We start from the raw sequence: 24,605 nt of genomic DNA, 5'->3' as shown, positions 1-24,605 counted from the left end.
CCCCGCAGATTGCCAAGCCCCGGTGAAACACCTAATGCAGACACGATCCGCAAGTCTTGAGGCCCCGTCATGCGATCCACCCTGAAACCCGTGCTTCGGCTGCTAGCCCTTTGCGCCGGGGCCGGAGCGAGCGTGTGGGTGGCCATGACCGCGGCGGACCTGATCGAGGCGCGCAACCGCGATTCCATCGCCCAGGCGCTGCTGGAACAGGGGTATGACTGGGCTGTGGTACAGACCGACGGGCTGACCGCGACGCTGAGCGGAACCGCCCCGGACGAAGCCGCCCGGTTCCGCGCGCTGCGCGCGGCCAGCGACCGGATCAACCCGGTCAACTTGCGCGACGCGATGACCGTGGCTTTGCCCGCCGACGTGCCCGCCCCGGAATTCCGCATGGAACTGCTGCGCACCGGCGACCGGCTGACGGTGCTGGGGCTTCTGCCGGGCGGGCTGGACGCCGAGGACGCGTTGCAGGCCCGCGTGGCCGCGCAGGCCGGGGGGCTGGATCTGTCCTCGCTGGTGACGGCCAGCGCGGATTCGGCGCCGGACGGCTGGAGCGCGGGTCTCGACAAGGCCATCGTCGCCGCGGATGCGCTGCGCGACGCGCGGGTCGTGCTGACCCCGGACGCCCTGTCGGTGACCGGGCTCGCCCCCGATCAGGCCGCCGCCACAGACCTGGAGATGGCGCTGCGAGAGGGGCTTCCCCCCGGGATGGCGCTGACACTCGATCTGTCGGTGCCGCTGCCGGTGCTGTCGCCCTTCGTGACCCGCTTCCGGCTGGCCGACGGAGTGGCCGGTTTCGACGCCTGCGCTGCGTCCGGGCCGGAGGGGGCCGCGCTGATCCGGTCCGCCGCCGTGGCCGCAGGACTCGATCCCGATGCGCCGGCCTGCGTGCTGGCCCACGGCGCGCCGGACACGTCGTGGGACCGGGTCGCCGCAGAAGCGATCACGGCCCTGCACGGCATGGGCAACGGCACGGTGACGCTGTCTGACCTGACTGTCACGCTAAGCCCTGGCGCGGGCGTTCGCGCCGCCGCGATCGAGGCCGCGCGCGATCGGCTGGAAACTACCCTGCCCGACGGCTATCGGCTGGTCCTGCCCGCCGCGCCAGAGGGCGACGCGAGCAACACGCAAGCCACCGCGCCCGTCTTTTCCGCCACACGCAGTCCCGAAGGGCTGGTGCAGCTGCGCGGGCCGCTGCCACACGCACAGGCCGAGACCATGGTCGGCAGCTTCGCGAGCGCGCGGTTCGACGAGAGCAGGCTGACGACCGCCCTGCGCCGCCGCAGCGACCTGCCCGACGGCTGGAGCCTGCGGGTACTTGCCGGGCTCGACGCATTCAGCGCGCTCGATGCCGGGCGGCTGAACGTGACGCCCGCGATGATCCTGCTGTCCGGCGTGACCGGCACGCCCGGCCTTTCGTCGGAGCTGGCCGCGCGGCTGACTTCGGCGCTGGGACCGTCGGCAGCGATCAAGCTGGACATAACTTATCGCGAGGCGCTGGATCCGGTCGCCGCGCTGCCGACGCCCGAAGAATGCCTCGCCCGCATCCGCGCGATCCAGGACCGCAACAAGATCACCTTCGCGCCCGGCTCCGTCGAACTGGACAGCACGGCGCTTTCGATTGTGCGGCGCATCGCCGAGGTGCTGCGCGAGTGCGACGGCGTGGCAATGGTCATCGGCGGGCATACCGACAGCCAGGGCCGCGCCGAGATGAACGAGAGTCTGAGCCAGGCGCGCGCCGATGCCGTGCTGAACGCGCTGATCGGCGAACGCGTGCTTGTCGGCTCGCTCAGCGCGATCGGTTATGGCGAAGACATGCCGGTCGCGGACAACGAGACCGAAGACGGCCGCGAGGCGAACAGGCGAATCGATTTCGAGTTGCGCTTCCCGCTGCAGGGGCCGCCCGCCCCGCCAAAGGCCGACGGCACCCCGCCGGAGGACGCGACAACGAACCCCGAGGAGGAGACACCCCGCAATGGACAGGACTGAACTGATCATCGCCACCGGCATCCTGCTGTTCGGCGCGTTCCTGCTGGGCTTTCTGACCCACTGGCTCGTCAGCCGCCTGTCGCATGTGTCTTCGTCGGAACTGGGCGAGCTGGAGGCAATGGCCGAAGCGCTGCACGCGGCCGAGGAAACCCGCGATGCCGCGCTGACCGAGCGGGTATCGGTTGAAACCCGCCTTCAGGCCCAACTCAGCCAGACCGAGGCGGAGTTGCGCGCCGCGATGGAAGGGCTCCGCGAGGCGCGCCACGACAGTGAAGCCCTGCGCGCAGAGTTGTCCCGGCTGGGGCACGCCCATTGACCGGCAGCTACCGGGTCCAACGGTCCAGCGCGGCCTCGTCGCAGTCGCGGGCCGCGACCCAGTCGGCGCCGGCGCTGGTCACTTCCTTCTTCCAGAAGGGCGCGCGGGACTTCAGGTAGTCCATCAGGAATTCCGCCGCCGCGAAGGCATCAGCCCGGTGGCGCGCTGCGGTCGCGACCATCATGATCGTCTCGCCGGGCCTCAGCGTGCCGTGGCGATGCAGGATCATCGCGCCGGTCAGTGGCCAACGCGCCATCGCCTCGTCGCGGATGTCGGTCAGCGCACGTTCGGTCATGCCCGGGTAGTGCTCGATCTCCATACGGTCGAGCTTGCCCTGCGCGCTGTCTCGCACCACGCCACAAAAGGTAACGATGCCGCCCGCCCCTGACTGCGCGGCGGTGAACGCCGTCGTTTCGGCACCGGGATCGAAGGCGGTATCCAGCAGCCGGACGGTCATCAGCCACCCGTCATCGGCGGAAAGAACGCGACCTCGCGCGCTCCACGGAGCGGCGCGTCGAAATCTGTCAGGGTCTGGTCGATCGCCACGCGCAGGGCCGAAACATCCACAAAAGCCGCCGCGTAGCGGTCTTCACGAGCGGCGAGTTCGCGGACAAGATCCGAGACTGTCGCGGCATCGGTGTCCACGGTTTCGCGGGGCAGCCCGATGCGTTCACGCACCCAGGCGAAGTACAATATCTCGAGCTTCATGTCCGGTCCTCCGAGAGGAAGGGAAGCGATTTGCGGAAGTAATCCCATCCTGTGATCGCGGTCAGACCGGCGGCGATCCAGAACAGCGTTGCACCGGCGAGGCCAGTCAGCCAACTGGCCTGAACGATCTGCCATGTGCGGTTCCAATCGTCCGGACCCGAACGCAGCGCCGCTTCGTAGGCGGCCGGTTCGAGGCTTCGGTAGATGTGATAATGGGTATCCTGCAGCCCGAGACTGAGAAGTAGCAGCGTGATCGCAACCATTTGCGCCGTGGTCTTCCACTTGGCCAGCCGGGTCACCTTTAGGCGACCCGCATCCGCACCGAGGAACTCGCGCAGACCCGAGACAAAGACTTCGCGGAAAAGGATCACGGTGCCGGGAACGAGCAGCCACGGGTTGAGCCCCGAAAGGCCGATCACCAGCGCCAAGGCGATGATCACCATCGCCTTGTCGGCGATTGGATCCAGCATCGCACCGAAGCGACTCGTCTGATTCCAGCGACGGGCAAGATAGCCATCAAACCAGTCCGTCAGTGAGGCACCGACGAACAGGCCAAGCGCAACCCAGTCGGCGGCAGGCCGCGCGATCAGAACGAAAGCCAGACCCAGCGCCGGGGCTGCCAGAAGGCGGGCGACCGTAAGGATGTTGGGGATATTCCAGATCATGGAAGCGGTGTAGCGGTTAGGGCCGAATCGGGAAAGCGGAATAGCGACAGGACCCCCGATAACAGGCATCCCGTCGTGGCAGTTTCCGGTCAAGCCCGCCCGCACCGAAGCCCAGGTTACCGTGCCCGGTTCGTGCCTACTGGCCGACCGGGCAGGCGACCCGGCCCTATTGCGCCGCGTCGCTGGCGGGCGTCGGGGCCTCGATCGGCCCGTCCGCAGCGGACATGCGGGCGATCAGGTCTTCACGATAATCGCGCGCGGCACTGACCAGCGGCACAGGGCTGTCGCCCCAAAGCTCGATCGCAATGTCGTAGTAGCGCAGAGCATCCTCGTTACGATTGAGCGCATCGTAGAGCCGCGCAAGATGATACTGCACCGTCGGATCATTCGGCAGACCGTCGGCGGCGGGTTCGAGATTGCGAAGGGCATCGTCGTAGTTTCCAAGCCGATAGGCAATCCAGCCATATGTATCCTGGAACGCGGGGAAATCAGTGCCGCGAAGGCGCCGCGCAATGACGAAGGCTCGTTCAAGGCTTTCCTGATCGTCCCTGTAGGTGGTGATCATGCTGGCAAGGTTGTTGGCGATGATCGTGGAGTTCGAGTCCGCTTCATACAACTCTTCGTAGAGTGTGATCGCCTCTTCGATCAGTCCCTGCTGTTCGGCAAGCCCAGCCTTGATCCACCTCAGATTGACTGAGCCGGGCAAGACTGCCAAGGATTCATCAACGATCGCCATGGCGCCATCAGGATCCCCCTCGCGCACGGCGGTTGCAACCAGCGCGCGCCAGACCGCTTCGATTTCGGGGTCCTTCGAGAGGATGTCTCTGTAGATCGCGCGCGCTTCGTCGAACCGGCCTTCCGTCGCGGTTAATGCCGCGTTCAGGAAAAGTACACCGACCCGATCCGGACTTTCCTCGGGAGTCTGCGCCAGAAGGTCGTTCATGAAGTTGCGGGCACCGTCGATCTCGCCGTTGGCGAGGCGCGTCCGAATGATGGCGGTCTGCGCCACGAGCGCGGATTGTCCTTCATTGATCATCGTCTGCATCAATTCGATGCTTTCGTCGGTCCGCGACGACCGCTGGTAGACAGCGGCCTGAACGCTGTTCGCCAGCGTCAAGGCCTCGTCCGAGCCAAGATTGCGCAGCGCTGCCACCACCTGTTCCGCCCGCGACAGGTCGTTCATCACGAGGTAGACTTCCGAAAGGCTGCGCAGAAGGTCGATATTCGTCGGCGACAGACGAAGCGACTGAAGCAGTACGTCCTCGGCACCAAGATACTTTTCGTCGGAGATGAGGAACCGTGCGTAGCGCAGTGATTCGGTAGGCGCCGCGTTCGAGGCTTCCACTGCAAGGGATAGGCTTTCCGCCATGAGTTCGCGGTTGCCGCCCCGTTCGTAGGCCCGTGCGAGAAGGGTTATCGTCTCGGGGTCATTCGGTTGCTGGTCCAGCGCGGTCCGGAGTGCAAGGACGGCGTCACGCACCTTGTCCTCCTCGATCAGCCAGTTGGCTTGAAGCTTCAGAGCGTTCTGGTCCTCGGGATCCTCTGCCAGAACCGCCGAGACGATTTCGCGGGACCTGGCCTTGTCCCCGGTCGCAAGCAGCATCCGGGCCAACGTCGTCTTGACGTTGCGGACTTCATCATTGCTTTCACGGCCTTCGATCAGTTCTTCGACCTGCGCAATGGCGATGTCCCGTTCGCCCTTGTCGAAAAGAAGGCTGGCTTTCAGCAAGCGGAAGGTCAGGTCGTCCAGTCCTTCCTCGATCAGCACGTCGACTTCAGCAAGCGCATCGTCCACGCCGCGGACTTGGTTCAGAAACTGGACAAGGGCAAGGCGCGGCGGAATTTCGTCGCCAGACCGTTCGATGAGTTTACGGACAAATTCCTCGGCGCCGTCGGCGTCATCATTGGCGAGATACCAGCGTACCAGAGCCGTACGCACTTCACGATTCTCGGGAAACCGTTCGACCATGTCGCGGAGATGCGCCCCAAGTCCCGCCATATCTTCTGTCTGGGCCAGCAGAGACAGCTTGATCTGGTTCAGTTGCCTGTCCAACGGCGCGTATTCAAGCGCGGTATCGACCATATCCAGCGCCTCGTCGAACCGGCTGTCCCTAAGCATCGTGTCGATCACGATCTGGTACGCCATCACATTGGACGGGTGCTTTTCAATGACCTCCAAAGCGCGTTCGCCCGCATCCGCCATCGCCGCGGTGTCGGCATTGCGACTGGCCTTGCTGTAGTCAATCGCGACGAGGATGGGCTGCAGGTCCTCGTTTTCCGGGTCCAGCTGCTGGGCAACGATCGCGTGCCGCTCCGCTTCGTCCCAAGCACCAAGCCCCGTCGCCAATTCGGCAAGCTTCAGGCGCGCATCGAAGTATTCGGGGTAGTTCTCCGCCACCAGAACGTAGTGGCCGTAGGCATCTTCGATGTTCGATTCCTGCTCCAGAAGAGAGGCAAACAGCATCCGCGCTTCGAGGTGGGCCCCATCAAGCTTGAACACGGAACGAAGTTCGACCTTTGCGCGATCGACCTCTCCCTGATCCACAAGTTCGACGGCGCTTTGATAACGTGCTTCCGCCTTTTCCTCTACAGACTCGCAGGCTGCCAAGAAAAGAGCCGCACCAAGAGCCGCCGCCATCAAAGTCGTTCGAGCAATACCCATCACCAGTCCCAACGATTGAAGAAATCCTGTCCTTATGTAGCCTTCTGCCCACCCAAAAGAAAAGAGGCCAGGCGCCGCCTGACCTCTTGTGCCAATCAATTCCGCATTATGTGTTAACGTGGTTTACCCGTTCGGGATTTCTGCGATTCTCAAAATCAAAGGCTAATGTTTCACACCCCGGTGCCACGCAGCATGACTCGGACAGTCTTGAGCACGATCGCCATGTCGCTGAAGAAGCCGACGATGCGATAATATTCGGCGTCGTACTTCGCGCGGGATGCGAACGAGGTGTTATTTCTATCGCCGACTTGCCACAGACCCGTCACACCGGGGCGCAGAGCATAGTAGGCTTGACCGGGATACAGCTCGCGCTGCGATGGCATCATGGGGCGGGGGCCGACCACGCTCATGTCACCGACAAGTACGTTCCAGAACTGCGGAAGCTCGTCGAGAGAAGTGCGTCGAATAACGGAACCGACAAAGGTGACACGCGGATCGCGCCGAAGCTTCTGGGTAGTTTCCCACTCGCGGGCAGCTTCCGGGTTGCTTGCGAGGTAATCGGCGAGTTTGCGGTCGGCGTCGCGCACCATGGACCGCAATTTGAGCATGGAGAACAGCTTGCCGTCCCGACCTACGCGCGACTGGATGTAGAAAGGAGACCCGCCGTCCATCATCACCAGTATCGCGAGGATAAGAACGACCGGAAGGACGAGGATGGCGGAAAATACGACGAACAGTATATCGAAGGCGCGCTTGAACACATCTCGGTAGATGCAAGCACGCGGGGTATAATCCACGAGTTCCGAGATCACGTTCGGAGAGTTGGAAAAATGTGCCGTCACGAGAACCTACCTTTAGTTAACGCGCTCGCAACGCTGACACGAAGCGAACACTACCGCAGAACCAACCAGCGCGACGGACAAGACTCAACAATGAGGACTCTCGCCGCGTAGGTAACCGATAGCACGTTGATGGGATACTTTTCAACGTTTCACCAGACTAATGGATAGTTTTAGTAAACGGAGCAAGGTATTGTTTTTCGCACCTTTTCAAGGAAGTGGCTGCGTATAGGGTAAAAAACCGGCAGCCTTGACCAGCCGAATGCACGCGGAACGGGCATCATTACGGAGACACACCCCTACTTTGGGCTGATCGCGCGGTTGCAACGGGCTTCAGGCCGCGGCGATGTGATTCTCGTCACACATTCTCTCCGGCCGGTTCCCGCGGCAACGCACCGCCGGACTGTTGCCTCGAAAACGCCCCCGTTAGCGAGGTTTGAACTGGTATGGTGTAAAGGACTTTCAAACGATGCCGTTTTACGGATAGGAACCGGACAAGTGAAAGTAGTATGAGTGAATGTTTTGTGTCCCCGAGAGGACACGCCTGGTGGCGCAGACAGCCTGTCGCGCCGGATCGCGAGACCATGAACACGACAGCACCCGTAGACATCTACAATTCGTTCTTCGGTTTCCACGAACGGCCCTTCACCCTCGTGCCGGATCCGGATTTCCTTTTCTGGTCGAAGTCGCACCGACTGGCGTACACAATGCTGGAATACGGTGTCCTGACCCGTGCGCCGATCACGGTCGTGACCGGCGAAATCGGGGCGGGCAAGACCACCCTGCTGCAGCATCTTCTAAAAACTCTGCCCGACGACGTGATCGTGGGTCTGATTTCGAATGCGCAGGGCGACCGAGGAGAGTTGCTGCAATGGGTTCTGCACGCGCTTGGCGTCAATTTCGATCACAGCGCATCCTATGTAAGCCTGTTCCAGACGCTTCAGGACTACCTTCTCGAAGCCTATGCCGGTGGGCACAGGGTCATCCTGATCATAGACGAAGCGCAGAATCTGAACGTGAACACGCTTGAAGAGTTGCGCATGCTGACCAACATCAACTCGAACAAGGACGAACTGGTGCAGCTTGTCCTTGTCGGGCAGCCTGAATTGCGGAACCTGATAATGCGCCCCGAACTCAAGCAGTTCGTCCAGCGTGTCGGATCCAGTTTCCACCTGTCCGCCATGAACCGCGAGAACGTTGCCGCTTACGTGGCGCACCGTTTGCGCGTCGCGGGCGGTTCGGGGCATGAATTCTCGGACGCGGCGCTGGACCGCGTTCACGAACTGACCGGCGGTGTGCCACGCTTGGTCAACCAGTTGTGCGACCTGTCGCTCGTTTACGCGTTCTCTGCGGAAGAGCACGTTGTCTCCGAGGACACCATCGAAAGCGTGCTCGCGGATGGGGTGTTTTTCGGGGCGGTCAGCTTGAACGGAGGCCAAGCCAATGAAGCTTGATCTAGGTTACTACTTTTCGATCTTCCTGCGACGCAGCCCGTACTTCGTGCTCGTGACGGCGGTGTTCGCGTCCATCGGACTGACACTCGCCCTGATCCTGCCGCCGGAATATGAGGCGCGGGCGACGCTGCTGGTCGAAGCTGAGCAGATCCCCGAGAACCTTGCCTCGTCAACGGTGAGCACGGGCGCAGGCGAACAGTTGCGCATCATCCAGCGCCGCCTGCTCGCCCGGGAAACGCTGATCGACCTTGCGTCGCGCTTGAACCTCTATCCCGTTGACGCGAACGGGCAACGCATGTCCGCGTCCGACATCGTAAGCGATCTGCAAAGCCGGATCACATTCGAACAGACAGCCACGGCAGGCGGGCGGCGCACCGACGGGGCGGCTGTTCTGACCATTTCCTATCGCGGTCAGACAGCGCAAACGGTCGCCCTGGTCACGAATGAGATCGTGACGCTCGTACTTCAGGAAAACCTTGAAATGCGGACCGAACAGGCCGGCGACACGCTCGCCTTCTTTCGGCAGGAAGTGGACCGGCTTGGCAGCGAGCTGGATGAACAGAGCGTCCGGCTGGTGAATTTCCAGAACGAGGCAGGCTTGGCCTTGCCCGAAAACCTCGCGTTCCTGCGCGACGAGGTCAATTCCCTCCAGACCCAGCGGGCGCGCGACCGGCGCACAATCGTCGAACTCGAACAGCAGAAGAGTCGGCTTACAGACCTGTTCCGCGTTGTAGACGGCCCCGACGCCGAGGCCGGGTCGCCGTTGGAAAGACAGCTTGCCGAAGCGCAGCAGCAGTTGAACGACGCGCTTCTCGTGTTTTCTCCCACCAATCCGCGCGTATCCATGCTCAGGGCAAGGGTTGCGCAACTGGAACAGAAGGTCGCGGACACGGGCCGTCTTGCGCTCGACAACACCGCCGCAGAAGAGGTTGAGGCCGCCGAATTCTCGATTGGTGATGAACCGACAACGGAACGCGAAGTGCGGTTCGCACTGGAAATGGAAGAGATCGACCGCCGTATCGCCACGCTGAACGAAGACATCGAACGGGCGTCCGCGGAAATCACCGAACTTGAGGACCAGATCGCCGAAGTCCCCTCCAACGGCGTTACGCAAAGCAAGCTGCAGCGCGACTACGAGAACATCCAGGGCCAGTACAATCAGGCCGTTGACCGATTGTCGGTCGCCGCAACCGGCGAGCGGATCGAATTGCTGGCAAAAGGCCAGCGCATTTCGGTCATCGAACAGGCAACCCCGCCCGAGCGGCCCACCAAGCCCAACCGACCGGTCATTGCGGCCGCCGGAATCGGCGCCGGTATGTTCGTAGGCCTTGCTGTGGTTGTGCTGATGGAGTTCCTGAACCGGTCGATCCGCCGCCCGGTGGAATTGACAAACCGGCTTGGCATCACGCCTTTCGCGGTCCTGCCCTACTACCGTACCAGCCGTGAAATCGCGCTTCGGCGCTTCGTGATCATCGGATGTGCGGCCTTCCTGCTGGTTGTGATCCCCCTTGCCTTGCTGGCCTTCCACAGTTTCGTGCTCCCGCTGGACTCAATCATCGAGTCGCTTTTCAATCGGGTGGGTTTCTCGGTAATCGGCTGATGTCGCGTCGGCGCTTGGGGCGGGTTGCCCTGTTTTGTGAGGTACATTGAATGGAACGACTTCAAGAAGCCCTGAGCCGCGCACGTGACCGGCGCAAGGAAGCCGGAGCTGCGGCCCCGGCGCAGACGCGCGCTCAGCCATCCGATCCGGCGCAGACAACATCGGCCCAGAGCAAACCGCAACGTCCCACCGATGCGAGTGTCGCAGCCGCGTGGCAGAGCCTTCCGCAGTTCATGCCAAACGAGAAGCTGCTCAAGAACAACCGCATCCTGTCCTATTTCGGAGGGCCGGCCGCGCAGTCCTTCGACATGATGCGCACGAAGCTCCTGCAGCAGACGAAGGCCAACAACTGGCGCAGAATCGCGATCACTTCGCCAACGGCAAAATGCGGCAAGTCCACAACGACGGCGAACCTCGCCTTCAGCATCGCGCGGCAAAGCGAGATCCGTGTCCTGGTCATCGAGATCGACATGAGGCGGCCGGAGATCGCCAATATCCTTGGAATAAAGGAAAATCTGACCTTCGCGCGCGTGTTGAGCGGTCAGGAACCCCCCGAAGCGCACATGATCGCTTATGGCAACAACCTCGCCTTCGCCACCAACCGTGTGCCCAGCGCTAATTCATCGGAAATCCTGCACAGCGCCTATGCGCGTGAGCAATTGATCAAGGTCGAAGAGAAGTTCGCGCCGGACCTTGTTCTCTTCGATGCCCCGCCCGTGCTGGCGAGCGACGACACGATCGGGTTCCTGGACTTCGTGGATGCCGCCATCCTCATCGCCGCGGCCGAGATGACGTCCATTGACGAGGTCGATGTCACTGAAACCGAGATCGCGTCCCATACTAACGTCATGGGCGTCGTGCTCAACAAGGCCCGCTACACCCAAGGCGGTTACGGGTACGATCAGTCCTATTACTGACCGTCGCCCGGCGCATCCTGCGGCGGTTCTCCGTCGCCTGCGTCCAGCGCAAGCACACCCGGCGGCACCCGCCGCGCCTCGTGCCGGATGGCAGAACTGTCGGCACCGCCCCCACGCGTCCAGCCATCCGCGACGCGTCGCAACTTCTGAACCTGTCCCGTCCCGTGGAAGCTTCGTTCGATCACGGCCACACGGCTGTCTTCGCCCCATTCAAGCGTATCGCGCCACGGCGCTTCGGGCCAGATCACGGCATCACGGCGCGGCACACTTTCCGGACCCTCCGTGTAATCGATCGCATGAAGCCGCATCTGACCTCCGGCTGCCGCGCGATACTCTCTGGCCTGATGGGTGGGAAACAACACCGAAACGGTCGCAGGCGCCGAAATGTGAACGCCGTTATCCGCGAACACGCCGATATCGACGCGCGCGCTTTGCAGGTCCAGTTGCGGACGCGCGGGAAACGGGTCGTGCCAATCCATCTCGATTCGGGCGGTTTCGCCACTTTCACCTTGCGGCAAAATGCGTACCCGCGCCGGGTCGCCCTGAAGCAGCACCCAGTGATATCGGAGCGGCCGACCGTTGGGATCCTCTGTCGCGGCGGCGCTGATGGCCATTGACCGGGAATAGGCAAAGCTGCGCCAGAGCCGTGCCACCGCGGACGGGGTGGTGAAAAGTGACTCGCTCAGGTTCACGGCAAGGTAGTCCTGCCCCGGCACCGACGGAAAGTCCGACAGCACGGTCAGTTTCACCATAGGTGGAATGGTTTCGGGCGTGATCGAATTGGCATAGGCTACCGCTGCGGCAAGGCGCAGTTGCAGGTTCTCGAACACGACCGGATGCGCGATCGGCGACAGGTAGTCGGAAACGCCGCGCACGCGATCCAGCGTGCGGCGCAGAACCATCTGCGCCGTGGGTGCAAGCAGACCCAGTTCCACGAGTTTCGCGCGGGTGTCGGGGCGGAACGCCGCAAGGACGGTCAAAAGCGCCTCGACGAAAGGCTGGTCGCGGTAGGACGATCCCTGCGAAACCATGAAGTATGGCGCCGACGAATACAGCCTGTCGCCTAGGTCCGCGTCATAGTCCCTGTGTTCGGGGTAAACATACATGTGGTTCGACGCATAGAGCCTGAACGTCCGCATTGCGCTGACCTGATCCGCCAGCGCGATGCGCGCATTGCTGCGCGCGATCGGCCCTTGCGTGAGCGCGGTGGACGAATTGCCCACGGTCGGCAACGAAAACATCATCCGCCCGGCCACACCGTGATGCAGGTATTCCCTTTTGAAGACGTCGTCATAGCGGGTGCGTGACACCTGCGGGAACAGGCCCGGTTGCAGGCTGGAATGTTCCTGATCCCGATTGTCATAGATCACGTCGGCAAGACCGGCGGCCTTGCCCGACGCCACCAGACGCCGCAGGACGCCCGCTTCCGGACTGTCGCGTTCGGGGTCGATCACGGGCAGGGCGTCGCGGCCCGGCTCGGGCACGAGGAAGACATCGATCGTTCCCTGGAATCGGTTGCGCCGTGTATTTGCCGGAGTGACGGGTGCGATACCGTCGGCAATAATGGCTGGATCGGGGCTGGTCTGGGCAATCACCTGGGCGGGGTCCTGCTGCGCGGGAGCCGATCCCGGCGCCAGTGCGTAAAGGGCAAGCACCCCCAGCGGTCCCCACAATCGCCCCATGCGCGCTCTCCCTCGATGCGTTGCCGTTGCAGGTTAGGACGACCGGCCGCACGCCGCAACAACGCCGGATTAATGCGGCCACGGCATCTTCCAGTACCGCAAGATGCGCGTTCATCCCGACGGGCGTTCTGCCGTCCGGACGGATGGGCGCGCCCCGGACCGCCGCCAGCAAAAGGACCAATTCCATGACTGACCTCTATGCCAACACAACCCCCGGTCTCAGTTCGCCGGCCGTCGACGGCACGATGATCGTGCCCAGCGACGCTGGCGACCTGAGCCACGTCACCCGCGCCGTTTATGTCGGGACCGGCGGTACGATCTCGGCGCAACTGGCTTCGGGCGCGATGGTCACGATGGCCGGTGTGCCCGGCGGCTCGTTGCTGCCACTGCGGATACGCAAGGTGATGGCGACCGGCACGACGGCAGGCCAGATGGTCGCCTTCTGGTAGTTCGCCGGGCAGACCCACCCACGAAGCCCCGGCGTTGCAGCCGGGGCTTTTTTTGTTCCGGCATGGCCCGCCTTGTTGTTGGGTTGCGCGCACTCTATGTCGGAGGCATGAGACGTTTCATTCCCTTCGTGAAGAAACCGCCCCGCGTCGCCGTCGTGCGCCTGAGCGGCATGATCGCCGCGGGTGGCCGATCAGCCGCACTGAACGACGAGAACGTAGCGCCGCTGCTGGAAAAGGCCTTCCGTCGCGGAAAACCCGCCGCCGTTGCCCTGATCATCAATTCTCCCGGCGGAAGCCCGGTTCAATCCTCACTGATCGGCGCGCGCATCCGCCGCCTGTCGGAGGAAACCGAAACCCCGGTCTTCGCCTTCGTGGAAGACGTGGCTGCCTCGGGTGGGTACTGGATCGCATCGGCCGCGGACGAGATCTTCCTCGACCCGTGTTCCGTCGTCGGGTCCATCGGGGTGATTTCGGCCTCGTTCGGCGCGCATGAGTTCATCGCCCGGCACGGCATCGAAAGGCGGGTCTACACCGCCGGTGCCTCCAAGAGCATGCTGGACCCGTTCCGCCCCGAACAGGAAGCGGACGTGGCGCGGCTGCGCGGGCTGCTGGACGACCTTCACGGCACGTTCAAGTCCCACGTGGCCGAACGGCGCGGGACACGGCTGCCGCAGGACCGTGACCTGTTCACCGGCGAGGTCTGGATCGGCGCGTCCGCGCTGGAGGTCGGGCTTGCCGATGCGATCGGCCATGTGGTGCCGGTGATGAAGGAACGCTTCGGCAAGGACGTGCGGTTCCAGCGTTACGGAATGAAGCGCGGCTTGTTTCAGCGAATTGGCGCTCGGGTCCTGACCGACGCGCTGGCCGAGGCCGAGGAACGCGCCCTTTACGCGCGTTACGGCCTTTAGGTGCTTGTAAAGATCGTCAGCCTGTTCCTTGTGGGCATGGTCGCTCTGGCCATGTTCGGGCGCCTTCGCGTGCCCGGCAAGCCGCGCCTGACTTCGGTCAAATGCCGCGCCTGCGGACGGCACCGCATCGGGTCCGGTCCGTGTGACTGTACTGACAAAAGGTCGTAACGATGGATTGGATCTACGTCGCCCTCGGGCTGGCGATCCTGCTGCTTGCAGGCGACGCGCTGGTGAAAGGCGCGGTCAACCTCAGCCTCAGGCTGGGCATTCCGGCGCTGATCGTCAGCCTGACCGTGGTGGCGTTCGGCACCTCCGCGCCCGAACTTCTGGTTTCGGTGCAGGCCGTTCTGCGCGACGCGCCGGGGATCGCGCTTGGCAACGTGGTCGGGTCGAATACGGCAAACATCCTTCTGGTGCTGGGAATCCCGGCAATCATGAAGGGGCTGTCCACCGGCGACTACGACTCGCGCCACAGCTACGTTCTGATGCTGGTCGTGTCGGTCGTCTTCATCGCGCTGTGCGCGATGGGGCCGCTGACATGGTGGCACGGGCTTGCACTGCTGGCGATGTTGGCCTTCATGCTGGGCGACCAGTTCCGCCGGGCACAGGCGCACCGGCGTGCGGCGGGCGCGGCCGCCGCTGCGGTCGACCCGGTGGAGGCGCTGGAGGACGACCTTGAGGGGCTCGATCCGCACATGCCTATGTGGAAGATCCTGCTGTTCCTGGCGCTCGGGCTGGTCGGGCTGCCGCTGGGCGCCGACTTGCTGGTAGATGGCAGCGTGCGGATCGCGCGGGACTTCGGCATCAGCGAGACGGTGATCGGTTTGACACTGGTGGCGATCGGCACATCGGCGCCCGAACTGGCGACGACGGCGATGGCCGCCCTGCGCAACAAGGCCGACGTGGCGCTTGGCAACGTGATCGGATCCAACGTGTTCAACCTGGCCGGCATCCTCGGCATCACCGCCCTGATCGGGCCGATCCCAGTGGACCCGGAGTTCTTCCGGATCGACCTTTGGGTGATGCTCGGCGCGTCGCTGCTGATCGCGCCCTTCGTGTTCCTGCGCTGGAATTTCACCCGCCCCGCAGGTGCCGTGTTGACGGTGGCATATCTGGGCTATCTGTCGATCCTTCTGATGTGAGGAGTGACAGAACATGACCGGCAAGTCATTGGTGACGGGTGCAGCGCAGCGCCTTGGCCGGGCAATGGCGCTTGGGCTGGCGCAGACCGGGCATGACGTGGCGGTGCACTATGCAAGCTCCCAAGGCCCGGCAGAGGATCTTGTGGCCGAGATCCGCGCGCTTGGCCGAACCGCCGTCGCGCTACAGGCCGACCTTCTGGACGAGACGCAGACAACGCCGCTTGTGGGCCGCGCCGCGGATGCGCTTGGCGGGCCGCTGTCGGTGCTGGTCAACAATGCGTCCATCTTCGAACGGGACACAATTGAGACGGTCACGCGCGAAAGCTGGGACCGGCACATCGAAAGCAACCTGCGCGCGCCGGTCGTACTGACCCAGACCTTCGCCGCGCAGGTTCCGACCGCTGCGCCCGACAGCGCCGGAGAGCCGCGCGCACGGGGGCTTGTCGTCAACATGATCGACCAGCGGGTCCACAAGCTGACTCCGGATTTCATGAGCTACACGATCGCAAAGATGGGCCTTTGGGCCTTCACCCGAACTGCGGCGCAGGCGCTCGCGCCAAATGTACGAGTAAACGCGATCGGCCCGGGCCCCACGTTGCAGGGGGCGCGCCAGACCGCGGATGCCTTCGCGCGGCAGCGTGCGGCGACCGTCCTACGGCGCGGCGCCAATCCCGAAGACATCGTCGGCGCACTAATGTATTTCCTGTCGGCACCGTCGGTGACCGGACAGATGCTGTCGATCGACGGTGGACAGCATTTGGCATGGGAAACCCCGGATGTGACGGGTGTCGAATAGGCAACGGTAGCAAGTTTTCCACCTTGGGGGCTGGCGTCATATTTCCTTAACAAAAAAGTTATGTGTTTCAGTCCGTTATCACAGGCACAGTAATTTATCCCACCTTTTCAGAAGCTTAAAAAGAAGCTTATTTTTTAGGCAGCGCAACGAAGTGCCAAGCCCGCAAGGAAAAATCCGGCTATCCAGAAACTTGTCCTCAGAGTTATCCACAGAAATCGTGCATATGTTTGGCCTTGAGCCGCGGGTCGAAAATGTGCAGCAAAGTCTCAGAATCGCACAACGGTCCGATGCCCCACAACAATGCCCCCTCAGCAGCTCCAGAACAGGCCCCGGACGGCCCGCGCGGCCATGACTGCATCCAGGCCTATCTGAAGACACTTGACGGCTCGCCCGGCGTCTACCGGATGCTCGATGCCGAAAGCCGGGTGCTGTATGTCGGAAAGGCGCGTAATCTCAAGGCGAGGGTGTCGAATTATGCGCGACCCTCGGGGCACAGCAGCCGCATTGCGCGGATGATCTCGGAAACCGCGTCGATGATGTTTCTGACGACGCGCACGGAAACCGAGGCACTGCTGCTCGAGCAGAACCTCATCAAGCAGCTCAAGCCGCGCTACAACGTGCTGCTGCGCGACGACAAGAGCTTTCCGAACATCCTTGTGACCAAAGATCACGCCTTCCCGCAGATCCGCAAGCATCGGGGGCGCAAGGCATCCAGGGGGAGCTACTACGGGCCCTTCGCCAGCGCGGGCGCGGTGAACCGCACGCTGAACCAGTTGCAGAAGGTGTTCCTGCTGCGCACCTGCTCCGACACGACCTTCGACTCGCGCACGCGGCCCTGCCTGCTGTTCCAGATCAAGCGATGCGCGGCCCCCTGCACCGGCGAGATCGACAAGCAGGCCTATGCCGCGTTGGTGGCCGATGCCGAACGCTTCCTGTCGGGACGATCCACCCGCGTGCAGGAGGAACTGGCCGAGCAGATGGCCGCCGCCGCGGAGGCGATGGAATTCGAACGCGCCGCCGCCCTGCGCGACCGCATCCGCGCGCTGACCCAGGTGCAAAGCGCGCAGGGCATCAATCCGCGCGGCGTGACCGAAGCGGACGTGATCGCGCTGCACATGGATGGCGGACAGGCCTGCGTGCAGGTCTTCTTCATCCGCGCCAACCAGAACTGGGGCAACCGCGACTTCTATCCCCGCACCGGCGCGGGCGCCGACGCCGCCGAGGTGCTGGAAGCGTTTCTCGGGCAGTTCTATTCCGACAAGCAGCCGCCACGGCTGCTGCTGCTGTCCGACGGCATCGAGAACGACGACCTGATGACCGAAGCGCTGTCACAGAAGGCAGGCCGCAAGGTCGAGATCGCGGTGCCACAGCGCGGCGAGAAGGCCGAACTGGTGGCAGGCGCCGCACGCAACGCCCGCGAGAGCCTTGCGCGCAAGATGGCCGAAAGCGCCACGCAGACCAAGCTGCTGGCCGGTCTGGCCGAAGCGTTTGCCCTGCCCGCGCCGCCGCAGCGGATCGAGGTTTACGACAACTCGCACATCCAGGGCACCAATGCCGTTGGCGGCATGATCGTGGCCGGGCCCGAAGGGCTGATGAAGAATGCCTACCGCAAGTTCAACATCAAAGGGGCAGACCTGACCCCCGGCGACGATTTCGGCATGATGAAAGAGGTTCTGACGCGCCGGTTCGAACGCCTGATGAAGGATGACCCGGACCGGCAGTCCGGCACGTGGCCCGATCTTCTGCTGATCGACGGCGGCGCGGGTCAGGTCAGCGCGGTGGCGGGGATCATGGCCGATCTCGGGGTGGACGACATTCCGATGGTCGGCGTGGCAAAGGGCGTCGACCGCGACGCCGGCAAGGAGGAATTCCACCGCCCCGGCCAGCGCCCCTTCGCCCTGCGCCACAACGACCCGGTCCTTTATTTCGTGCAGCGCCTGCGCGACGAGGCACACCGCTTCGCCATCGGCGCGCACCGCGCCAAGCGCGCCAAGGCGATCAGCGCCACCCCTCTGGACGACGTGCCCGGCGTCGGCGGCACCCGGAAACGGGCGCTCCTCGCGCATTTCGGGTCCGCCAAGGCGGTCGCAGGCGCGAACCTTGCAGACCTGAAGGCGGTCGATGGGATCTCGGACACGTTGGCGGAAACGATCTACGATTTCTTTCACAGCGGCTAGGCCTGCGCGGCGGTGCGCGAACAACCGTTCGCAACCTGTTGCATTCCCATGACTACTGCCGCGAAAAGCGGCGCGGCGCGGCAAAAATCGCTTTTTGCGCGATCCGGCCTGTGTGTAACGTCGCCGCAACTGCCCCGGCGGGGTTCCGGGGGCTCCCATACCGAAAGGCTTGCAACCATGCGTTTTCTCTTTGGCCTGATGGCTGCCCTGATGCTCGCCGCGACGGCACAGGCACAAAGCTATTCCCTCGAAGTGGGCGATGTGCTCGCGATCGAAGTGCTTGAAGATGCCAGCCTGAACCGCAATGCCCTCGTGCTGCCCGACGGGAACATCACCTTCCCCTTCGCCGGCTCGATCCGCGCCGCAGGGCGCAGCGTGCAGCAGGTCCAGCAGTCGCTGGTGCAGGCGCTGGCGCCAAACTTCGCCACTGCGCCAACCGTTTTCGTTTCGATCAACCAGTTAAGCAACCCGCCCACATCAGGGTCCGGCATCACCGTCTACGTGATCGGCGAAGTGAACGACCCAGGCGAAAAAGAACTGAGCCGCGGCACGACCTTCCTGCAGGGCCTTGCCTCGGTGGGCGGTTTCACCAACTTTGCCGCCACCAAGCGGATCCAGCTGCGCCGCACGGACCCGTCCACCGGGCAGGAAGCGGTCTATACGTTCAACCTGCGCGCGGCTGGCGACGGCGCCAAGATCTCGGGCAACGCAACCTTGCTGGACGGCGACGTGATTCTCGTGCCTGAACGCCGCCTGTTCGAGTGACAGGAGCAACCGCGATGTGGCGCCCGCGACTGGCACTGGGTGCGATGCTGCTTGGTAGCGTGGCACCCATTTCGGCTCTTTCCCAGAACAGCGAGCGCGCGGTCAGCACCGCGTTCATCTCGTCGGATCTCGAATTCAACGACAACTACGACCTGAGACGGGATTCTGCGGGCGACGCGATCATCTGGACAAACACGCTGGGATTCGGTCTGCAGCAGCGCACCCGGACCGACACACTGGACCTCGGTGCTCAGGGATCGGTTCGCGCGGCGGACCTGCCCGTGAAAGGCTCCGAAGTCAGCGCCGACAACCCGATCGTGACCCTCGACTATCTGCGCAACGTCGATGACAGCCGGATCGGCCTGAACCTGCGCGCGCAACAGGCGGATGTCGATTTCTTCGATCCCCTCGGCGATCTCGACGATGACGGCGGTTTCGACGACACGCGCGGCGGCGGCACCCGGACCAGCCTGCGCGGAAATCTTCTGTTCGGCTTCAACGAGGACGGACCGCTCAGCCTGACGGGCTTTGCACAGGCGTCTGACATCAGCTTCACCGATACCCAGGATCCCGATCTCTATGACCGGCGCACCCTCCGCGGCGGGGCCGAAATCGGATTCCGCGTGTCGCCCATCCTGCGCTTCACCACCGGGGCCAGCTACGCGAACGAGAAATTCGACGACAGCGATCAACTTGACCGCGACACCTCGCGCGCCGATGTGGGCATGGACGCGCGCCTGAACCAGCGCACGACCCTGTCCGCGCGCCTCGGCTATTCCCGCGTGGAAAGCCAGCGCCTTTCCGGTGACACCACCGAAGAAGGCGTCGTCGGCGACCTGTCGCTCGTGTTCGACGAGAAGACGGGCCAGACCTCGGCAAGCTTCAGCAGCATCGTGGACGAAAACGGCGAGCGGTACTCCTTCTCGATCGGCAAACAGGTCGCTTGGGACAACGCCGTTCTCGACGGGTCAATCGGGGTGTCCACCAACGCGGACACCGACCTGCGGCTCATCGGCGGAGTGGATTACTCGCTCGAAGGACGGAACAACCGCCTCACCCTCGGCCTGAGGCAAACCGCCAGCACGGACGAGGACGGTCGCAACGTACTGAACACAAACGGGCGGGTTGAGTTCATTCAGCTTCTGACCCCGGTTTCGTCGATGGGCATCGATATCGCCGGCGGGCTGACCCGCTACGAGAATTCCACTCAGGGCAATACCGAACGACTGAACGTCACGGCCCAGTACAACCACAGCCTGACCGAAGACTGGGCCATGAACATGGGCTACCGGTTCCGGCAGACGCAGTCCGACACCGACGACGATGCACAGTCCAATGCCGTGTTCGTCGGACTCTCGCGGAGCTTCGAAACGACCCGTTAAACAGTCTGTACAACATTACGTGCGCTTCTGGCTTTTCTCCATGCAAAGGCAGACGCCATTGTGTATGGTTCGATGGATTTTTGGCTGTTCGGGTGAGTATTTCTATGAGCGTTCAGGATAACTTCAGGCCATCGATTCCCTTCATCGGGACGGTTCCCGTCAATCCGATGGGGTTCGCCCTGTTCGCAGGAACAGTGCTTGCATCGCTCTATGTATTCCAATTCGGCCTGCTGGCCCTGGTGGAAGCCTGGAGCACGCCGGAATACAGTCACGGCCCGCTCATTCCGCTGATCTCGCTCTACCTTTTCCTGCGCGAATTGCGCAAGACGCCGCGCGCCGACCCTGCCGAGCCGGTGCGCCGGATGCCAGGCCTCTTGGTGCTGACGCTCGGACTTGGGCTTGGGATGATCGGCAATCTCGTGCAGATCCCCGACATCGTAGCCTACGCCTTCATCGTCTGGGTCATGGGCCTCGTGCTCGTCTGTTTTGGCTGGGACCGAGGCAAGGCCCACTGGGCGCCGGTTCTGCACCTCGTCTTCATGCTGCCCCTGCCGCAGTTCATGTACTGGCAACTTACAATCTTCCTGCAGGGCGTATCCTCGGAAATAGGGGTCTGGTTCATCGAACTTGCGCAGATTCCTGTGTTCCTCGACGGAAACATCATCGACCTCGGGGTGTACAAGCTGCAGGTCGCAGAAGCCTGCTCCGGGCTGCGCTACCTGTTCCCGATCCTCTCCTTCTCCTACCTGTTCGCGATCCTTTATCGGGGGCCGCTCTGGCACAAGGCGGTCCTGCTGCTGTCCGCCGCGCCAATCACTGTGTTCATGAACTCGTTCCGGATCGGCGTGATCGGGATCCTCGTGAACCATTTCGGAATCGAACATGCCGAAGGCTTCCTGCACTTCTTCGAAGGCTGGGTGATCTTCCTTGCCTGCGTCGGTATCCTCTTCGCGATGGCGATCGCGATGCAGCGGCTGACGCCCAATCCCCTCCCGCTGAGCGAGGCGATCGACCTCGACACCAACGGCCTTGGTCCGATCTTCGCGCGGGTGCTGTCCATCACCCCGTCGGTGATGCTTGGGCTTGGCGCGTTTGTCGGCGGGCTGTTCTCGCTCGCGCTTTATTTCTTCCCGGCACCGCCCACGGTACTGCCGGACCGAACGCCGTTCATGCTGTTCCCGCGCGAGATCGCGAACCAGTATGGCGCCTTCGAATCGCTTGATCCCGCTGTCGCAAAGACGCTTGCGGCCGATGACTATGTCGCGGCCAGCTATTCGGGTGGTGGCAAGTCGCCCGTCAACGTGTTCGTGGCCTATTACGACGACCAGACCAACGGCGCAGGCATCCATTCACCCGAGGTCTGCCTGCCCGTCGGCGGTTGGGAAGTGTTCAGCATCGACCCGGTCGAGGTCAGCTTCCCGAACACGACCTACGGCACCTTCGAACTCAATCGCTCCGTGATCCAGAAGGGCCTGAACAAGCAGATGGTGTACTACTGGTTCGAACAGCGCGGGCGCCGCATGACCAACGATTTCCTCGCCAAGCTGGTGGTCGTCTATGACAGCTGGATGCGCGGGCGCCGCGACGGCGCGCTGATCCGCTTCGTAACCCCGATCCATCCCGACGAAACCGAAGCGGACGCAGATGCCCGCCTGCAGGCCTTCATGGCCGAGGCTCTGAAAGTGATGCCCCGCTACGTTCCAGAGTAACCGGGTGACCGAGATCTCGCAGAACGCACCGATCCAGCCGTCCAGCACGCCCCGCCCCGCGCGCTTCATGTATCGCGGGGTGCCGCTGACTGTCATGGTGCTGATCGTCCTGTGCGTACTGCCGGAACTGGTACTGCTCGCCAACGATCGGGGCTGGTTCGGCCCGGCAGGGGTGCTGCGCCCGCAGGCCTATGCGCTTGGTGCGTTCTGGAAACGTCTGCTGCTGGGCGCGCAGCCCTACTATTCAGCCCAGCCGGTCACGATGTTCGTGACCTACGCCTTCCTTCATGGCGGGCCGGTGCACCTGATCGTCAATATGATCGCGCTGTTCAGCGTCGGAACCGCCATCGTCAACCGGATCGGACAGCGCCGCTTCCTCGTGGTCTATGCGGTCTCAGCGCTTGGTGGAGCCGTGGGATTCGGCCTGTTTTCCGAAAGCCCGGCGCCGATGGTCGGAGCGTCCGGCGCGTTGTTCGGCCTGCTGGGCGTCTGGGTTTGCTGGGATTACCTCGACCGGCGGTATTTCGGTGACCCTCTCTGGGTGACCCTGCGCGCGGTCGGCTTCCTCGTGCTCTACAACCTCGCGTTCTGGGTGCTGCTGTCCGGCAACCTCGCCTGGGAGACGCATCTCGGCGGCTTCGTCGTCGGCTGGCTGCTTGCAGTGCACTGGGGGCGCGGCGTGCTCGACCAGAGCCGTGGCCGCCGTTCGGTCACACGCACCAAGCGGACGCCCTGACCGGCGGGCCGCTCAGCCCCGCCGCGGCAGGATCGCGCTGACCGCGAACAGCGCGGTGGCTACGGCAACGATCGTCGGCCCGGTCGGCGTGTCGGCACGGTAGGACAGCGCAATCCCGCCCAGTGCGGCCGCCGCACCGCAGATCGCCGCCAGCACGGCCATCGATTCCGGCGTGCGCGCCAGCGGGCGTACGGTCGCCGCCGGCACGATCAGCATTGCCGAAATCAGCAGCGCGCCGACCACCTTCAGCGCCACCGCCACCACAAGGGCCAGCGCCAGCGTCAGGATCATGTCCTCGCGCCGCGCGTCGATCCCGCTGGCCCGCGCAAGATCCGCGTTCAGCGTCGCGGTCAGGAGCCCCGACCAGCGCCACGCCAGCAGACCGATGACAAGCGCGGCGCCAGCCCAGATCACGGCCAGGTCGGTTCGCCCAACGGCCAGAATATCGCCCAAAAGCAGACCCATCAGGTCCACCCGCGCGCCCGGCAGAAGCGACACGACCACAAGCCCGACCGCCAGCCCGCCATGCGCGAACACACCCAGCAACGTGTCCACCGGCACGCCGCGCGCCGACAGGCCGGACACCGCAAGCGCCAGCACAAGCACGACCGCCAGCACACCCGCGAAGACCGAGATCGACAGCGCCAGCGCCAGCGCCACGCCCAGCAGTGCGGCATGGGCCGTCGCATCACCGAAATACGCCATGCGTCGCCAGACGATGAAGCAGCCCAGCGGACCGGCGGCCAGCGCGACCCCAAGTCCCGCCAGCGCCGCGCGGGTCAGGAAATCATCCAGCATCCGGCCCCGCCCCGTGCTGCCGGTTGTGCCCATGCCCGTGCGACCGCACCGGCGCGGCCGGACCCGCTCCCGCACCGGCGGGAGCGTCGGGACCGTGCCCGCACGGGCCATCATCGTGGTCGTGGTCGTGGTCGTGTCGGTAAAGCGCAAGTGTGCCCTGCGTGCCGACCCCGAACAGCGCGCGGTATTCCGGTGCGCTCGCCACGATTTCGGGCGTGCCGTGGCAGCAGATATGCCCGTTCAGGCACACCACCCTGTCGGACGCACTCATCACCACGTGCAGGTCGTGGCTGACCATCAGCACGCCGCAGCCCATGCGGGCGCGCAGGTCCTCCACGATCCGGTAGAAGGCGGCGGTGCCGGGCTGATCCAGCCCGCGCGTCGCCTCGTCCAGCACCAGAAGGTCAGGCCGCATCAGCAGTGCGCGGGCCAGCAGCACGCGCTGGAACTGCCCGCCCGACAGCGCGGACATCGGCTGTGCTTCAAGATCTTGCAGCCCGACCTGCGCCAGCGCTTCGGCCCGCGCGGCGCGCCCGTGGCGTTGCGGCAGCGCCAGGAACCGGCCGACCGGCATCGGCATCGTGGCGTCGATATGCAGGCTTTGCGGAACATATCCGATCCGCAGGCCCGGCGCGCGCCGCACCGTTCCGGCATCGGGTGCCAGCGCGCCGATAAGGATCTGGATCAGCGTCGACTTGCCCGATCCGTTCGGGCCGACCACAGTCACGATCTCGCCCCGGTCGACGCGGAAATCCACCCGGTCCAGCACGGGCCGCCCGGAGCGCGCAAGGCTCAGGGTGCGCGCCTCGATCAGGGCTGTCGTATCGGGATGCGCGGGCATGGCGGGCTCCGGCGGGGCGGGGAACGGGATCAGCGCGACTTGTCCCGCAGCGCGCGGCCAGAGTCCACCG

At 63.8% G+C, this 24,605-nt stretch carries 22 protein-coding genes; 14 read left to right on the top strand and 8 right to left on the bottom strand.

From position 1 onward, the window contains the following. Positions 1–69 precede the first annotated feature (69 nt). Together DKT77_RS01650 and DKT77_RS01645 are read left to right on the top strand one after the other, a co-directional pair. Entirely contained in the window at positions 70–1,989 is a 1,920-nt protein-coding gene (locus DKT77_RS01650) for an OmpA family protein (protein WP_109810003.1), read from the top strand. Further along, positions 1,976–2,305, top strand: coding sequence for a hypothetical protein (locus tag DKT77_RS01645; RefSeq protein ID WP_109810002.1), 330 nt, complete (start codon positions 1,976–1,978; stop codon positions 2,303–2,305). Before DKT77_RS01650 ends, DKT77_RS01645 begins: the two co-directional genes overlap by 14 nt. A gap of 7 nt (positions 2,306–2,312) precedes the next feature. Here DKT77_RS01645 and DKT77_RS01640 read toward each other — a convergent pair whose 3' ends face one another. From DKT77_RS01640 to DKT77_RS01620, 5 genes are all read right to left on the bottom strand, one after another. Next, positions 2,313–2,762, bottom strand: coding sequence for a molybdenum cofactor biosynthesis protein MoaE (locus tag DKT77_RS01640; protein ID WP_109810001.1), 450 nt, complete (start codon positions 2,760–2,762; stop codon positions 2,313–2,315). Beyond that, positions 2,762–3,013 carry a molybdopterin converting factor subunit 1 gene (moaD, locus tag DKT77_RS01635; protein ID WP_109810000.1) on the bottom strand — a complete coding sequence of 84 codons (252 nt, stop codon included), beginning with the start codon at positions 3,011–3,013 and terminating at the stop codon, positions 2,762–2,764. The genes DKT77_RS01640 and moaD overlap by 1 nt, the downstream gene beginning before the upstream one ends. Beyond that, on the bottom strand, positions 3,010–3,678 hold the full coding sequence (pgsA, locus tag DKT77_RS01630) for a CDP-diacylglycerol--glycerol-3-phosphate 3-phosphatidyltransferase (protein WP_109809999.1): 669 nt from the start codon (positions 3,676–3,678) through the stop codon (positions 3,010–3,012). The genes moaD and pgsA overlap by 4 nt, the downstream gene beginning before the upstream one ends. Positions 3,679–3,844: 166 nt before the next feature. Beyond that, positions 3,845–6,178 (bottom strand): tetratricopeptide repeat protein, encoded by a 2,334-nt coding sequence (locus DKT77_RS01625; RefSeq protein WP_238547621.1) that lies wholly within the window; start codon positions 6,176–6,178, stop codon positions 3,845–3,847. Between the two features lie 332 nt (positions 6,179–6,510). Further along, the gene (locus DKT77_RS01620; RefSeq protein ID WP_109809997.1) at positions 6,511–7,182 is read right to left on the bottom strand and encodes a sugar transferase; all 672 of its coding nucleotides are present in this window, start codon (positions 7,180–7,182) and stop codon (positions 6,511–6,513) included. Positions 7,183–7,763: 581 nt separating this feature from the next. On the opposite strand from DKT77_RS01620, the gene DKT77_RS01615 reads away from it, so the two are divergent. The 3 genes from DKT77_RS01615 to DKT77_RS01605 are packed head-to-tail and all read left to right on the top strand — an operon-like array spanning position 7,764 to position 11,150. Beyond that, positions 7,764–8,633, top strand: a complete 870-nt coding sequence (locus DKT77_RS01615) for an ExeA family protein (protein WP_109809996.1) — start codon at positions 7,764–7,766, stop codon at positions 8,631–8,633. Continuing rightward, positions 8,623–10,233 (top strand): GumC family protein, encoded by a 1,611-nt coding sequence (locus tag DKT77_RS01610; RefSeq protein ID WP_109809995.1) that lies wholly within the window; start codon positions 8,623–8,625, stop codon positions 10,231–10,233. Before DKT77_RS01615 ends, DKT77_RS01610 begins: the two co-directional genes overlap by 11 nt. A gap of 50 nt (positions 10,234–10,283) precedes the next feature. Then, positions 10,284–11,150 carry a CpsD/CapB family tyrosine-protein kinase gene (locus DKT77_RS01605; protein ID WP_109809994.1) on the top strand — a complete coding sequence of 289 codons (867 nt, stop codon included), beginning with the start codon at positions 10,284–10,286 and terminating at the stop codon, positions 11,148–11,150. On the opposite strand, the gene DKT77_RS01600 is transcribed toward DKT77_RS01605, so the two are convergent. Beyond that, positions 11,144–12,832, bottom strand: a complete 1,689-nt coding sequence (locus tag DKT77_RS01600) for a hypothetical protein (protein WP_109809993.1) — start codon at positions 12,830–12,832, stop codon at positions 11,144–11,146. The two genes, DKT77_RS01605 and DKT77_RS01600, sit on opposite strands and share 7 nt — an antisense overlap. A gap of 185 nt (positions 12,833–13,017) precedes the next feature. Here DKT77_RS01600 and DKT77_RS01595 point away from each other — a divergent pair, with 185 nt between their 5' ends. From DKT77_RS01595 to DKT77_RS01555, 9 genes are all read left to right on the top strand, one after another. Then, positions 13,018–13,281, top strand: a complete 264-nt coding sequence (locus tag DKT77_RS01595; RefSeq protein ID WP_109809992.1) for a spike base protein, RCAP_Rcc01079 family — start codon at positions 13,018–13,020, stop codon at positions 13,279–13,281. A 107-nt stretch (positions 13,282–13,388) separates the two neighbouring features. After that, positions 13,389–14,189 (top strand): S49 family peptidase, encoded by an 801-nt coding sequence (locus DKT77_RS01590; protein ID WP_109810041.1) that lies wholly within the window; start codon positions 13,389–13,391, stop codon positions 14,187–14,189. Between the two features lie 170 nt (positions 14,190–14,359). Then, positions 14,360–15,331 (top strand): calcium/sodium antiporter, encoded by a 972-nt coding sequence (locus DKT77_RS01585; RefSeq protein WP_109809991.1) that lies wholly within the window; start codon positions 14,360–14,362, stop codon positions 15,329–15,331. 13 nt (positions 15,332–15,344) lie between these two features. Then, on the top strand, positions 15,345–16,127 hold the full coding sequence (locus DKT77_RS01580) for an SDR family oxidoreductase (protein WP_109809990.1): 783 nt from the start codon (positions 15,345–15,347) through the stop codon (positions 16,125–16,127). Positions 16,128–16,414: 287 nt separating this feature from the next. Next, positions 16,415–18,304 (top strand): excinuclease ABC subunit UvrC, encoded by a 1,890-nt coding sequence (uvrC, locus tag DKT77_RS01575; RefSeq protein WP_109809989.1) that lies wholly within the window; start codon positions 16,415–16,417, stop codon positions 18,302–18,304. Between the two features lie 177 nt (positions 18,305–18,481). After that, complete coding sequence (locus DKT77_RS01570; RefSeq protein ID WP_109809988.1) at positions 18,482–19,069, top strand: polysaccharide biosynthesis/export family protein; 588 nt, start codon at positions 18,482–18,484, stop codon at positions 19,067–19,069. A 14-nt stretch (positions 19,070–19,083) separates the two neighbouring features. Further along, on the top strand, positions 19,084–20,451 hold the full coding sequence (locus tag DKT77_RS01565) for a porin family protein (RefSeq protein ID WP_109809987.1): 1,368 nt from the start codon (positions 19,084–19,086) through the stop codon (positions 20,449–20,451). 104 nt (positions 20,452–20,555) lie between these two features. After that, positions 20,556–22,160 (top strand): VPLPA-CTERM-specific exosortase XrtD, encoded by a 1,605-nt coding sequence (gene xrtD / locus DKT77_RS01560; protein ID WP_109809986.1) that lies wholly within the window; start codon positions 20,556–20,558, stop codon positions 22,158–22,160. 4 nt (positions 22,161–22,164) lie between these two features. Continuing rightward, complete coding sequence (locus DKT77_RS01555) at positions 22,165–22,896, top strand: rhomboid family intramembrane serine protease (RefSeq protein ID WP_238547620.1); 732 nt, start codon at positions 22,165–22,167, stop codon at positions 22,894–22,896. A gap of 12 nt (positions 22,897–22,908) precedes the next feature. Here DKT77_RS01555 and DKT77_RS01550 read toward each other — a convergent pair whose 3' ends face one another. Both DKT77_RS01550 and DKT77_RS01545 read right to left on the bottom strand, forming a co-directional pair. Further along, positions 22,909–23,694: a metal ABC transporter permease gene (locus DKT77_RS01550; RefSeq protein ID WP_109810039.1), complete on the bottom strand. Its 786-nt coding sequence runs from the start codon at positions 23,692–23,694 to the stop codon at positions 22,909–22,911. After that, the gene (locus DKT77_RS01545) at positions 23,684–24,535 is read right to left on the bottom strand and encodes a metal ABC transporter ATP-binding protein (protein WP_109809985.1); all 852 of its coding nucleotides are present in this window, start codon (positions 24,533–24,535) and stop codon (positions 23,684–23,686) included. The genes DKT77_RS01550 and DKT77_RS01545 overlap by 11 nt, the downstream gene beginning before the upstream one ends. Positions 24,536–24,605: the final 70 nt, after the last annotated feature.

Origin of the sequence: Meridianimarinicoccus roseus (assembly GCF_003172915.1) — a bacterium.
Classification (GTDB): domain Bacteria; phylum Pseudomonadota; class Alphaproteobacteria; order Rhodobacterales; family Rhodobacteraceae; genus Meridianimarinicoccus; species Meridianimarinicoccus roseus.
Note: the sequence above shows the minus strand (reverse complement) of the source record. Positions and strands in the feature narration are given on the sequence as shown.